The following is an 11,908-nucleotide window of genomic DNA, read 5'->3' on the forward strand; positions in this document are numbered from 1 at the left end:
CCGTCGCGCCCAAGGCAGCCGGCGCCGCTGTGACGGCAGCCCCCACCTCGGACTATGGCCGCTCAGTGGTGCTGAAAAACAGCAAGCTGATGCAGATCACCGATGCTGCGGGCTGCAAGTGGGTGCTCAATAGCACCATCATCAGTGAAGGCGACACCCTCACGTTCGGCACCACGCCGGCCATGCCCTGTCCGGCTTCCGGCTTTGGTGCGGGCAATTTTGAGAAGATCAGCTGGAAAGCCGAAGGCACCTACCGCGGCAACGACTGGAATCGCATCTACGTCCACCCCAGCGCCTTGATGTTCAGCAAGCGTTACGAGGCGGCGGTCAAGGACAAGTCGGTCAGCTACCTCACGGCCGAAGCGGACCAAGTGGCGTTGCTGGTGGGTGAAATTCCCGATCGGAACATGAAGGTATACCTGGCGTTCGCCCGTCCTACCTACGGCGCTGTAGGGCCGTTCCTCGCCGACCCGTACTACGTCGGCGTAACCCCGGACGACGCCTTCGCCCTGGACCCGGCGAAATACAAGGAGACTGCGCTGCAGGCCTTCGACCTGATCAAGAACGCATCGCCGAGCACCACCGATGTGGCCGACCTGCTCATCGTCAAGGACCTGTCGGCCATTTCCAATAGAATCTGGGGCAACGACGACCAGAAGATCGTGCGCAACCGCATCGGCATGGGCCGCCAGGGTCTGTACTTCGATGTGCGCAACGGCACCAACTGGGCGCAGCAGCGCGAGAAGCAGCGCGTGCGTGAAGCCCGCAATCGTCAGCAGCAGTTGGCCTGGGAGCACACCCGTGTGCTTGAGCGCTACCAGCAGTTGCAGGAGCGCATGGGTGAATTCAAGGGGCGTGAAACCGAGGCACTGGCGCAGATGGCCGGCATCAAGGTGCGTTTCCCTTCGCCGCTGCAGCAGCAGGACCCTACGTCGTCGCAGAACGTGACGCCGATGATGGTGCATGTCACCGGCAAGAAGGGCGAGTTCTACACCGTCGACTACCCAGGCGAAGGGCGTCTGCTTGCCGAGCAGCAATACCCCGAAGGCTGGTACGTGGCCCAGGTTGCCAACGCCACCCCTTACTACCCGCTCGAAGACGGTCGCGCCATTCCTACCTACCGCGCCTACAGCGTGGGCGAGCCGAAGGCCTGCGAGCAGGAGCGCTGCGCCGATCGCGTGTCTTATGGCGCCGTGCTGGCCAAGGAATTCCCCAATGCAGGCATCGACTCCAACTGGACGCCCGAAGTCTCCCAACAGTTTGTGAACGACTGGAAAAACGCGTCGGCACAGGTCCAGTAAGGCATAACCCATGATCAAGCAGATGAACGCAAAGCAGAAGTTGATTGGCGGTGTGGCGGTCGTGGCGGTAGCGCTCGGCGTCACCTATGCCGTGGTGTCGAGCAGTGGCAAGAAGCAAGCCATGGCGTACTACGAAGACTTCAAAGAACGCTACTTCCTTGAAGACGTGCTGTCCGAAGGCGACATTTCGTATTCGGCGCTCTCCGGTAACCTGACAGTGGCCGACCCGGAGGTCCGTGTGGCCGCCGTGCAGACCAACGGCGCGCAACAGTTCATGCGCAGCATGGCCGGCGTGATGGCCTCGATGCGCGGCATGGACATGCACGAAGGCCTGGGCAACTGGGCCGAGTACCAGATGAACGCACTTGAATCACGCTACGTGACCGGCGTTTTCCTGAAGGCCGATGCGTTGAAACTGTCGCACAGCGGTGACAGCAAGGATGGCGAGATCCATGTCCAGTTGCTGGGCATGCAGATGGCCGACCCGTATATCGCGGCCCAGGGCCAGGACATCGTCCGTGTCGCCGATGTGAGCGACGAAATCCAACCTACCGCCGAGCTGACGGCCAACGGCCGCGCGAGCCAGGCGAAGATGCCTTGGGGGGTGAACCTGGCGGCGCGCCAGCCTGTCACAGGCGCTTTCCTGGTCAACAGCACAGGGCAATTCGGGACCAGGATCGACCTGGACCTCACGTTGCAGCGCTCCAGCGATGGCGAGGGCGTGATGACGTTCGTGGTCACTCACCGCAACGACGGTTCGAAGGTGGGCGAAATCGTGCGCAAGGCCACCTTGCACTCGATGCCCGAACTCGATGATGTGCAGGCCCAGTTCAAGGCAGCCCTGGGCGGCCAGATCGTCGCCGCCTTCAGCCCGCCTTCTGGCCTGGCCATGTTCAGCGAGGCAGTGTCGGAACTGGCGCGCAAGGCCAAGGTGGAGCGCTATGAGCTCAGCTACAGCGGCTTCAAGCCCGTGCTTACGGCATTCGAAGCCTTCCAGCACACCACGCCCAACGCCAAGTTTGCCGACTTCTGCCAAGCGGTAGGGTTTTCTAGCTGGAGCAGCGACTTTGGCACCAAGGCCAAGCAGCACAGCGATTCGGAATGCGCCATTGCGCAGAAGCTGGCGGCTGGGGACGACTTCGAGGAAACCTACAGCTTCAAGGAAGGCAAGAGCCTGTACGCCGCGTTGTTCGTGAGCAAGGCGTATGAGCTGGAGACGAACTAGGAGGTTGTTGGGGCGGGCCGTGTGCTAACCGCCTGCATGCCCGGGCCGCGTTGCGGCCCATCGCGGCCGGTCCGGTGCCCCGGCAAGGCCGTTCCCACACGGACTGTGTGACGCCTGAGTTAGCGGCCTTGCCGTTACGCCCCCCCTGGGCGTCACCCACCTACCACACCCGCTCATCCCCCACATCTTCAAGCACCTGCCCCAAATCCAACTCAACGGACAGTGCAATCAAACTGGCATGTCCATCCTCGCCCTCAGGCCAAACCGTCACCTGGGTGTCCGCTGCCAGCACAAGCTGATCGCCGCTTTTCATCAGCTGCTGCGTGCCATCGGCCTTGATAACCCTCAAGCCACCGGCGGTGGCGAACAGAAGCAGGTCGTTGACCGGGTTCAGCCGGGCTGCAGCACGCAAGTGGCGGTACTCCACGATCCAGCCCTCGGCCAGGAACGTCTTGCTCAGCTGGTAGTTCAGCGAGCATTTGAGCGACAGGTCATCCAGTGCCGCGATTACCTGGTCCTGTGGCAAGCCCTTGGGCATGAGGCGGGCAAACTCGCTCAGGTTTGCCAGTGTCACGTGTTTACGGGCAGGGCTCATGCCAGTGTCCTTGTAGATTCGATGCCGTTACGCACAGGTGCAATTGAGATCGACGTCACGCCACAAGCGTGATGGCGACGTGCGCGGCAATGCCTGCCGCCACGCTGAAAATCAAACTCCGGGTGAAGTAGGCCACGATCACCACCGGCACGGCGGCCAGCATGTCGGCGTTCATGGCCATCAGCGAGCCGTCCTTGGCCATCAGCAGCGCGGGCACGGTGATGCTGGCGATGATCGCCACGGGCAGATACTCGATGACGTCGTTGAACACCTTGGGCGTGCCCTGCATTCGGAACAGCAGGGGCGTGGCCCGGGTGAAGTAGGTGATGGCCATCATCAAGGCCACCGCGCCGATCAGGTATTTTTCTTCAGGCATAGGCCTACTCCGCAGCCCACGGCCGTAGCCACGAACACATTCAAAGGGGAGGGGTACAGCGCGTTGAGCAGGCAGGTCGCGGCAATCACCACCAGGGCGACGATCAGCTTGGGCCGGCTGTTGCACAGCGACACCAGCACGAAGATCATCATGGCGGTCAGCGCGTAGTCCAGCTTGAATGCAGAGAAGCGACTCAGCGCATCGGAGGCCACGGCGCCGAGCAGGGCGCCGGCAATCCAGCTGGCGTGGCACCAGGTGTTGAACTGCAGCAGGTAGCCAGGCGGGGTGTACTTGCCGGCTTGCAGGCGTTGGCTGTGCAAGGCGAACGATTCGTCGGTCAGGCCAAAGGCATACATCAGCTTTTGCGACCTGGAGATGCCCAGCCCATCGCTCTGCTTGGCCATGTACATGGCCATGAGCATGTGCCGCGAATTGATCAGCAGCGTTGACAACGCGATGGTCAGCAACGGCGCACCCGAGGTGATCAGCGCCAGCGCCGCGAACTGCGCGGCGCCTGCGTAGACGAACACGCACATCGCCACCGGGAGCCACAAGGGCAGCCCGGCGTTGATGCACATCACGCCAAACACGAAGCTCACGACGAAGTAGCCGGTGATCACCGGCAAGGCATCGACGAAGCTTTCCCTGCGCGAGACCGGGTGCAAGGCGAGGTCGGTCATAGATCGACCTCGCAGGTGATCTCGCCGCGCGTCTGGCTGAAGCCCTGTCGGTTCCAGAACCGCACAGCCGACGCATTGTCCTGGTCGATGAACAGGAACACCCGGCGGATGCCATGCTGACGGAAGTCGTTGAGGATCGAGTTGGTCAGGGACGTGCCGATGCGGCTGTGGCGATAGTCCGGCGACACTGCCAGGTGGTTGATGGTACCGCGTGTACCCATCGTCCCCCCGGCCACGGCACCGATGATCGCCCCGCTGTGGTTTTCCGCCAGGTAGCAGAACGTGTTGTCATGGCTCAACAAGCCCTTGAGCAGGTCCTCGCTCTGCCAGTCACAAAACGCAATCTCGTCGAACCGCTTGAGGAAATTGACCAGGCGCGTGGCATGAAACGGCGTGGCCTTCTTGATGGTCAGGCCGTTCATGCGGTCGGGCACGGCAACGCTGCGCGTTGCCTGCTCAAGGCTATTTGACAATGTCATGTTCGGTCCCCGGCCGGGAGAAGGAGATGGCGATGATCTGCCGATAGCCCATTTCCGATTCGCTGGGGTTGGTGGCCGGGGTAACGTAGTGCTGCAGCTCGCGGTCGAGGAAATACGTGGTGTCGAGAATTTCCTGGTAGGTGCCGGAGTCGATCACGTTCGACTGTTTGTCATAGACCTTGCTGGTGGCGCCTTCGATGTTATGGCGGCCCCAGAAGTGCACGCCGCTGAAAGGGTAGCCATCGCAATGGATGCCTTCTGGCGTGATTTCGATCTGCTCGCCGGGTTTGACCTCGATGCGGATCTGGTGAACCTGGCACTGCCAAGGCACGTTGTGCAGCTCTTCGGGCAGCACGGCCTTGTACACATCGAAGTCCAGCTTGATCAGGGCGCGCAGCACCGGTGAGTTGAAGACATCGCTGGACACATCGTCAAAGTGGCGCCGCATGCCACCCACATACTGGTTATGGGCCTCGGACTGTTCATAGGCACGGTGTTCGAGCTGCTGCAGCTCGCCGGTCGCCGGGTTGAAGTCGAAATCGCTGTAGCGGCGGTAGCGGGTACCCTTGTCGGCCTGGCCGTAGTACTTGTCCACGCCCATGGTTTCCCAGCTCTTGGAGAACGCCACGAAATGGCCAAAACCGCCATTCAATGCGAAGTCCTTGCCCAGCACGTTGACTGTCTTGTTCAGGCGCAGTGCGTCATCAATATTCCGTTTGAGTGTAAGCATTGGCATCTCTTCCCGTTGAAATCTGGGCGCCAATCTAGCAGGCGAAATGATGGCAGAAACTTCACTTTTTTTTGAGGTGCCTCAACCGCCGCTTGTTGCCAGCCGACGTACCGAGCAGACAGCGGCGGCGGTTGTGCGTTATCCTTCCAGGCCTTGTTGCATGCGGGCTTGAGCACGTCTTGGGAGGGGTGTCGAATGGATATCAAGGTGCTGCGAAACATCGCCAACGTCGCGAGAACGGGGTCGATCACCGATGCCGCCGAGCAGGTCCACGTGACGGTGCAGGCGCTGGCGGCGCAGTTGAAAAAACTGGAGGATCACTGCGGCTTCAAGCTGTTTGACCGCACCAACAAAGGCGTGTCGCTGACGCAGGAAGGGGTCGGGATCCTGCCCCATGTGCTGGAGATCGTGCGCTGCTCCGAACGCATGCAACTGAAGATCAAGCAGCTGCGCGAACGCCAGAGCCAGCCATTGCGGGTCGCCCTGAACAGCACCCTGTCGATGGAGATCAACCAGCAGATCATGGCGGGTGTGGCCAGCAACCTGTCCGGGTGCAGCCCCATCTTCAGCTGTTCCGAATCCCCCGACAACCTCACCAAGCTGGCCAAGGGCGAAGCCGACATGGTGGTGATCCTGGGCGACAGCATGCCCGAGGGGTTCTATTCGGTTTCGCTCAAGGGCTTGCGCATCGAGGTAGTGGCCTGCTCGGTCAGTGGCGACACCGCCCCGTCGGTGGTCATCAAGCCGTTGCCCGAATGCCCGTACGCCTCCATCTTCTCGCGCTTCGCCAACCACCAGGGCGGCGGGCTCGAGGCAGCGACCGTGTTCCATTCCGGCAGCGAGATCGTCAGCGTGTCGATGATCAAGAGCTTCGGCGGCATGGGCGTGCTGTCGCGGGCTGTGGCCGAGGCGAACGACTTGCACGTCTGGGAGGGGTATTCCGAATACCTCGATGTGTACCTGGTGATGAAGGAGCCCTGGATCGTGGAGGAGGAGTTTCCTCAGTTCTACCCCAAGACGGCGCCGATGCACGCCTTCGAGTCGATCAATGCCTGAAGGGCCGCCAGCCTGAGACAACCTGTCGTCTTGCGCTTGGCCGCCCAATTTGTTTGTGCTGGCATTTCGGTTACAATCGGAAAAACGATTCAGTGATGTAGGTCAATGCGACAAAAGCCTGATTCGTTTTCCGGTTCTCTGGCTGCTGAACAATGATCAATAACAAGCCTGCGCTGAAGAACACGCGTTACCTGGGTCAGCCACAGGCCCACCTCCGTTCTCCTGACTGGAATTGATCAATGTTCAAGAAAGCTGGCAAGACCTTGCTGGGTCTGGCTGTCGCTGCAACTGTCATGCACGCACACGCCGCAGAAACCAAGAAAGTCGACGTACTGTTGGTCGGCGGCGGCATCATGAGCTCCACCCTGGCCGTCTGGCTGCACGAGCTGGAGCCGAGCTGGTCGATGGAGATGGTCGAGCGCCTGGACGGCGTGGCCGAAGAAAGCTCCAACGGCTGGAACAATGCCGGTACCGGTCACTCCGCGCTGGCTGAGCTGAACTACACCCCCGAAGACAAAGACGGCAACATCAACATCTCCAAGGCCATCGAGATCAACGAAGCCTTCCAGATTTCCCGTCAGTTCTGGTCTTGGCAGGTACGCCAGGGCGTGTTGAAGAACCCACGCGCGTTCATCAACACCACGCCGCACATGAGCTTCGTGTGGGGCGACGACAACATCAAGTTCCTGAAGAAGCGCTATGAAGCGCTGCAGGCAAGCCCGCTGTTCCGCCCGATGCAGTACTCCGAAGATCACGCGCAGATCGCCAAGTGGGTCCCGCTGATGATGGAAGGCCGTGACCCGGCCCAGAAGCTGGCCGTCACCTGGACGCCAATCGGCACCGACGTGAACTTCGGCGAAATTACCCGCCAGTTCGTCGGTCACCTGCAGACCCAGCAAGGCTTCGACCTGAAGCTGTCCAGCGAAGTGCAGGACATCAGCCGCAACAAGGACGGCTCCTGGCACGTCGAGTACAAGAACCTGAAGGACGGTAGCAAGTCGGCTACCGATGCCAAGTTCCTGTTCATCGGGGCCGGTGGCGGCGCGTTGAAGCTGCTGCAGAAGTCCGGTATTCCGGAAGCCAAGGAATATGCAGGCTTCCCGGTGGGCGGCTCGTTCCTGGTGACCGAGAACCCAACCGTTGCCATGCAGCACATGGCCAAGGCCTACGGCATTGCTTCCACCGGTGCGCCGCCCATGTCGGTACCTCATCTGGACACCCGCGTGCTCGACGGCAAGCGTGTGATTCTGTTTGGCCCGTTCGCGACCTTCTCGACCAAGTTCCTGAAGAATGGCTCGTACCTGGACCTGCTCAGCAGCACCACCACCCACAACCTGTGGCCAATGACCCGCGTGGGTATCGACCAGTATCCGCTGGTGGAATACCTCGCAGGCCAGCTGATGCTGTCTGACGACGACCGTTTCGACGCGCTGCGCACCTACTTCCCGAATGCCAAGAAGGAAGACTGGAAACTGTGGCAGGCCGGTCAGCGCGTGCAGATCATCAAGCGTGACGAAGAGAAGGGCGGCGTGCTGAAGCTGGGCACCGAAGTGGTGGCCTCTCAGGACCGCACCATTGCAGGTCTGTTGGGCGCCTCGCCAGGTGCATCGACTGCTGCGCCGATCATGCTGAACGTGCTGGAAACCGTGTTCAAGGAGAAGGTCGCTACTCCAGAGTGGCAGGCCAAGATCAAGGAAATCGTCCCAAGCTACGGCACCAAGCTGAACGACTCGGCCGCTGCTACTCAGAAAGAGTGGAACTACACCGCCGAAGTGCTGCAATTGGCCAAGCCGCCGGTCATCGACGAAAGCGTCGGTACCAGCGCAGTCGCGCCAAGTCAGCCGGTTGAAAGCAAGCCCGAGAACGACATGGCCCTGTAATTCACGGCCCTGATGTAATCGAAAAGCCACGGGGGTCACCCCGTGGCTTTTTTTTTGCGCGGTTTACGGCAGGCAGGGCGCAGGCGAGGTCGCGCCTTCGCAGGCATTCGGCAGCCTTGAGGGTGCAGGAGGCGATTGCTTAAGAGAATCCGGGCAAGCACAGGTCGCTCAGACCTGGCGCAAAATGCAGTCCAGCAACCCCGGAAAACGCTCCCCGAGCATGTCGCTGCGCAGCGAGTTCATGTGCGTGGTGCCCACATTGCGAGTGTGTACCAACCCTGCGTCCCTCAACACACGAAAATGGTGGGACATGCTCGACTTGGGCCGCCCTCCGTCCAGCTCGCCGCAACTGGCCTCGGTCACCCCAGCAAGATGGCGGACGATGCCCAGGCGCACCGGGTCGCTCAAGGCGTACAGCACGCGTTCGAGAATAAGGTCATCAGGATTGGGATGTTTGTAGGCTCGCATGGTCTGCATGATACCGGGGCTTTCCATTATTGCCATAGTTCGATTATGATCGAACTACAGTATTCAATGATCCTGGAGTGTTCCATGGCAGCCCTGTTCGAACCCTATACCCTCAAAGACGTCACCCTGCGTAACCGCATCGCCATCCCGCCGATGTGCCAATACCGCGCTGAAGACGGCATGATCAACGACTGGCACCATGTGCACCTGGCTGGCATGGCCCGAGGCGGCGCCGGTCTGTTGGTGGTCGAGGCCACGGCGGTATCGCCCGAAGGCCGCATCACCCCAGGCTGCGCCGGCATCTGGAGCGATGCCCATGCCCAGGCGTTCGTGCCCGTGGTGCAGGCGATCAAGGCGGCCGGCTCCGTGCCCGGCATCCAGATCGCCCACGCCGGTCGCAAAGCCAGCGCCAACCGCCCATGGGAAGGCGATGATCACATCGCAGTCGATGATCCACGTGGCTGGGAAACCATCGCCCCGTCGGCCATCGCCTTCGGTGCCAACCTGCCCAAGGTGCCGCGCGCCATGACCCTGGACGAAATCGCCCGGGTCAAGCAGGACTTCGTCGATGCAGCGCGCCGTGCACGCGACGCCGGCTTTGAGTGGATCGAGCTGCACTTTGCCCACGGTTACCTGGGCCAGAGCTTCTTCTCCGAGCACTCCAACCAGCGCACCGATGCCTACGGTGGCAGCTTCGAAAACCGCAGCCGGTTCTTGCTCGAAACCCTGGCAGCGGTACGCGAAGTGTGGCCTGAGCACCTGCCGCTGACAGCTCGCTTCGGGGTGCTGGAATACGATGGGCGTGACGAGCAAACCCTGGAAGAGTCCATCGAGCTGGCGCGCCGCTTCAAGGCCGGCGGCCTGGACCTGCTGAGCGTAAGCGTGGGCTTCACCATTCCTGATACCAACATTCCATGGGGCCCTGCCTTCATGGGCCCGATTGCCGAGCGCGTGCGCCGCGAAGCCGGTATCCCCGTCACCTCGGCATGGGGCTTTGGCAAACCGGAGCTGGCCGAGGCGGCCGTACGCGCCGAGCAACTGGACCTGGTCTCGGTCGGTCGTGCTCATCTGGCTGACCCGCACTGGGCGTATTTCGCGGCCAAGGAGCTGGGCGTGGAAAAGGCTGCCTGGACCTTGCCAGCGCCCTATGCACACTGGCTTGAGCGGTATCGGTGATCGGGCTGGGGCTGCGCCTGCAGCCCCCCCATCTTTACTTCGGCTTACCAACGTGGGTAGATCAGACACGGCTGCGCTTCAAACCTCAGCTCTGATCGCACCATTGACGAGACGGGGTTGAGACGGTGTGACAGGCGCACGCTGTGGCTGTGGCTGTAGAAGATCAGGGTAGGATTCAAGGTTCTCCTGCCACTCCAACGTCCCGACCAATTCAATGGCTTTTTTATTGTGAAACGCAGCCAGCGATTCGGCTTCCATTGCGCGCACCTTTGCGCTTTTAGCATCCTTTTTTAGCTGTGAAGCCTGGGCTCGCCACTCCAACTTCAGGTGGGGCGTCGGCGCTCGGGTGCTTTGCGACAGGTGGTGGGCCGCAGCTTTGCGAAGACGAGCTACCTCAGCTCGATGCAATGCTGCCTCCTTCAGCTTGTGCTTCCGAGCGACCGTATGGCCGGCAAGTTGCCCGTGGCGATAGTCCGAAATGCGCTGAACTGTTCGTGGAGGTCTTGTACGACCATTGAAAACGGTCAGGACGGTAGGGGCTCGCCCCGATGGGTCGCGCAAATTTACAGGGTCGGCTTTGCAATAGGCATAACCATTCAGCCCACCTTGCTCAAACGGGGTCAGTGTATCCACTGACAAGAATCGCATCAGCGTAGGGCTGAAGCTTCTTACTCCATTCCCGAGCGGGTAAATGCTTGCCCTGTAGTCATAATGTTGACCTACGAATGCTACGAGTGAACAGCTGTGGCCGAAGCCCCAGGGTAGGTATGCAGCACGTCGTAGATCAATCCCAAAATGCGTATGCATATGCAGTGAGTCCATTTCAGGAAGACTGCCTCGAGCCTTGCCAGGTAATGACATTCAGGCACAGCATAGGTGACGAGGTGGGCCCTTCGACACTGTCATTTTTGGTAGGCCAAAGGACCTCTACGTTCGCTTACTTAGACTGTGCGTTATAGGTGCTGTCATCTAGATCACCCAACTGAGATCCGCGCTAATGAGCCAGGGTATTTTGCAATATTGCCTGCGCCTCGGCGAAGCACTGCTCGGCAATTGCCGAGCGGGGCTCGCTGCGGCGCAGTAGCAGGCCTACCGGGCTGTGGATGGCGGCATCGGTGACCGGCACGATGCGCAGGTGCTCGCTGAGGCTTTCCAGGCCGCAGCCCAGCGGCATGATGGCGCAGCACAGGCCAGTGGCGATGGCCTGGATCAGCTGAAAGCTGGAGTCGCTTTCCAATACAGCATTCGGTTCCAGGCCGCGGCTACGGAAGCTCAAGTCCAGCGACTGCCGGTAATGCATCCCCTTGCTCAACAGGCCCAGTGGTGTATCGCCCAGCTGGTCCCAGCGCAGGCTTTGGGCGTCGAACTGAAAATGCCGGGTATCGTGCAGCAGGCCCATGGTCGTGGTACCCAGCTCGATGACGTCGAAAAACTGCGTGTTGACCTGGTCCAGGTAGCAGATGCCCAAGTCCAGTTGGTTACGGCTCAGGCCGTCGATCACCTGTTCGGAGCTGAGCGAGCTGAGCTCGAAGTGCAGGCCCGGGTACTTGGCCCGCAACGGCAGCAGCAGTTGCATCGGGTTGAAACTGGCCAGCGGCACCGTGCCCAGGCGCAGGCTCCCCACCACTTGGCCGCGGCAATGGGCCGCCTCGGCGTGCAAGCCGTCATGTGCGGCCAGCAGGGTCCGTGCCCAGGCCAGGATGCGTTCGCCGGCCTCGGTGAACCCTTCGAACCGCTGACCGCGCTTGACGAGCACCAGGTCCAGTTCGTCTTCCAGGTTGCGCAGGCGCATGGACAACGTGGGCTGGGTGATGTGGCACAACGCAGCGGCCTGGCCAAAATGGCGAGTCTGGTCGAGGGCGATGAGAAACTTCAGTTGCTTGATATCCATGCCTGCGCCTGCTAAAGGGTTGCGCCGACAGTAACGTACCGTGGCGATAGA

General features: G+C 61.0%; 13 protein-coding genes and 1 pseudogene. 5 read left to right on the forward strand and 9 right to left on the reverse strand.

Annotated features, from left to right (window positions below; translation table 11 throughout):
* Both B2S33_RS19560 and B2S33_RS19565 read left to right on the forward strand, forming a co-directional pair.
* The coding region (locus B2S33_RS19560; RefSeq protein WP_288650890.1) for a hypothetical protein at positions 1-1,301 on the forward strand (1,301 nt) is incomplete at its 5' end.
* 10 nt (positions 1,302-1,311) lie between these two features.
* Positions 1,312-2,526 (forward strand): hypothetical protein, encoded by a 1,215-nt coding sequence (locus B2S33_RS19565; RefSeq protein WP_288650891.1) that lies wholly within the window; start codon positions 1,312-1,314, stop codon positions 2,524-2,526.
* 160 nt (positions 2,527-2,686) lie between these two features.
* Here B2S33_RS19565 and B2S33_RS19570 read toward each other — a convergent pair whose 3' ends face one another.
* Genes B2S33_RS19570 through B2S33_RS19590 form a run of 5 tightly spaced genes read right to left on the reverse strand, consistent with a single transcriptional unit; the run spans position 2,687 to position 5,386 of the window.
* Positions 2,687-3,121 (reverse strand): hypothetical protein, encoded by a 435-nt coding sequence (locus B2S33_RS19570; protein WP_050587304.1) that lies wholly within the window; start codon positions 3,119-3,121, stop codon positions 2,687-2,689.
* Positions 3,122-3,176: 55 nt separating this feature from the next.
* Positions 3,177-3,497, reverse strand: a complete 321-nt coding sequence (locus B2S33_RS19575; RefSeq protein ID WP_028687398.1) for an AzlD domain-containing protein — start codon at positions 3,495-3,497, stop codon at positions 3,177-3,179.
* Positions 3,476-4,177, reverse strand: a complete 702-nt coding sequence (locus B2S33_RS19580) for an AzlC family ABC transporter permease (RefSeq protein WP_027914243.1) — start codon at positions 4,175-4,177, stop codon at positions 3,476-3,478. Before B2S33_RS19580 ends, B2S33_RS19575 begins: the two co-directional genes overlap by 22 nt.
* Positions 4,174-4,656 (reverse strand): GNAT family N-acetyltransferase, encoded by a 483-nt coding sequence (locus B2S33_RS19585; RefSeq protein ID WP_028687400.1) that lies wholly within the window; start codon positions 4,654-4,656, stop codon positions 4,174-4,176. The genes B2S33_RS19580 and B2S33_RS19585 overlap by 4 nt, the downstream gene beginning before the upstream one ends.
* Positions 4,640-5,386, reverse strand: a complete 747-nt coding sequence (locus B2S33_RS19590; protein ID WP_027914245.1) for a 2OG-Fe dioxygenase family protein — start codon at positions 5,384-5,386, stop codon at positions 4,640-4,642. The genes B2S33_RS19585 and B2S33_RS19590 overlap by 17 nt, the downstream gene beginning before the upstream one ends.
* 195 nt (positions 5,387-5,581) lie before the next feature.
* Between B2S33_RS19590 and B2S33_RS19595 the strand changes: the two genes are divergently transcribed.
* Positions 5,582-6,442 carry a LysR family transcriptional regulator gene (locus B2S33_RS19595; protein ID WP_042139635.1) on the forward strand — a complete coding sequence of 287 codons (861 nt, stop codon included), beginning with the start codon at positions 5,582-5,584 and terminating at the stop codon, positions 6,440-6,442.
* 239 nt (positions 6,443-6,681) lie between these two features.
* Positions 6,682-8,322 (forward strand): malate dehydrogenase (quinone), encoded by a 1,641-nt coding sequence (gene mqo, locus B2S33_RS19600; RefSeq protein ID WP_027914246.1) that lies wholly within the window; start codon positions 6,682-6,684, stop codon positions 8,320-8,322.
* Positions 8,323-8,490: 168 nt separating this feature from the next.
* Here mqo and B2S33_RS19605 read toward each other — a convergent pair whose 3' ends face one another.
* A complete protein-coding gene (locus B2S33_RS19605; protein ID WP_197874246.1) occupies positions 8,491-8,826 on the reverse strand; it encodes an ArsR/SmtB family transcription factor in 336 nt (111 codons plus the stop codon).
* A gap of 48 nt (positions 8,827-8,874) precedes the next feature.
* Here B2S33_RS19605 and xenA point away from each other — a divergent pair, with 48 nt between their 5' ends.
* Positions 8,875-9,966: a xenobiotic reductase XenA gene (gene xenA, locus B2S33_RS19610; RefSeq protein ID WP_288650894.1), complete on the forward strand. Its 1,092-nt coding sequence runs from the start codon at positions 8,875-8,877 to the stop codon at positions 9,964-9,966.
* Between the two features lie 78 nt (positions 9,967-10,044).
* Here xenA and B2S33_RS19615 read toward each other — a convergent pair whose 3' ends face one another.
* The 3 genes and pseudogenes from B2S33_RS19615 to B2S33_RS19625 form a co-directional block, all read right to left on the reverse strand.
* Positions 10,045-10,224 (reverse strand): hypothetical protein, encoded by a 180-nt coding sequence (locus tag B2S33_RS19615; RefSeq protein ID WP_288650929.1) that lies wholly within the window; start codon positions 10,222-10,224, stop codon positions 10,045-10,047.
* Positions 10,225-10,569: 345 nt separating this feature from the next.
* Positions 10,570-10,827, reverse strand: a pseudogene (locus B2S33_RS19620) (hypothetical protein); the annotation flags it as partial.
* 133 nt (positions 10,828-10,960) lie between these two features.
* Positions 10,961-11,857: a LysR family transcriptional regulator gene (locus B2S33_RS19625; RefSeq protein WP_242810189.1), complete on the reverse strand. Its 897-nt coding sequence runs from the start codon at positions 11,855-11,857 to the stop codon at positions 10,961-10,963.
* Positions 11,858-11,908: the final 51 nt, after the last annotated feature.

The organism is Pseudomonas sp. UBA5568, assembly GCF_002425525.1.
GTDB lineage: Bacteria > Pseudomonadota > Gammaproteobacteria > Pseudomonadales > Pseudomonadaceae > Aquipseudomonas > Aquipseudomonas fulva.

Excerpts from the sequence above, each read along its gene's own strand:
- B2S33_RS19605 (WP_197874246.1), bottom strand. The coding sequence starts at position 8,826 with ATGGCAATAATGGAAAGCCCCGGTATCATGCAGACCATGCGAGCCTAC.
- B2S33_RS19585 (WP_028687400.1), bottom strand. The coding sequence starts at position 4,656 with ATGACATTGTCAAATAGCCTTGAGCAGGCAACGCGCAGCGTTGCCGTG.
- B2S33_RS19575 (WP_028687398.1), bottom strand. The coding sequence starts at position 3,497 with ATGCCTGAAGAAAAATACCTGATCGGCGCGGTGGCCTTGATGATGGCC.
- B2S33_RS19580 (WP_027914243.1), bottom strand. The coding sequence starts at position 4,177 with ATGACCGACCTCGCCTTGCACCCGGTCTCGCGCAGGGAAAGCTTCGTC.
- B2S33_RS19590 (WP_027914245.1), bottom strand. The coding sequence starts at position 5,386 with ATGCTTACACTCAAACGGAATATTGATGACGCACTGCGCCTGAACAAG.
- B2S33_RS19625 (WP_242810189.1), bottom strand. The coding sequence starts at position 11,857 with ATGGATATCAAGCAACTGAAGTTTCTCATCGCCCTCGACCAGACTCGC.
- B2S33_RS19615 (WP_288650929.1), bottom strand. The coding sequence starts at position 10,224 with ATGGAAGCCGAATCGCTGGCTGCGTTTCACAATAAAAAAGCCATTGAA.
- mqo (WP_027914246.1), top strand. The coding sequence starts at position 6,682 with ATGTTCAAGAAAGCTGGCAAGACCTTGCTGGGTCTGGCTGTCGCTGCA.
- B2S33_RS19595 (WP_042139635.1), top strand. The coding sequence starts at position 5,582 with ATGGATATCAAGGTGCTGCGAAACATCGCCAACGTCGCGAGAACGGGG.
- xenA (WP_288650894.1), top strand. The coding sequence starts at position 8,875 with ATGGCAGCCCTGTTCGAACCCTATACCCTCAAAGACGTCACCCTGCGT.
- B2S33_RS19565 (WP_288650891.1), top strand. The coding sequence starts at position 1,312 with ATGATCAAGCAGATGAACGCAAAGCAGAAGTTGATTGGCGGTGTGGCG.
- B2S33_RS19570 (WP_050587304.1), bottom strand. The coding sequence starts at position 3,121 with ATGAGCCCTGCCCGTAAACACGTGACACTGGCAAACCTGAGCGAGTTT.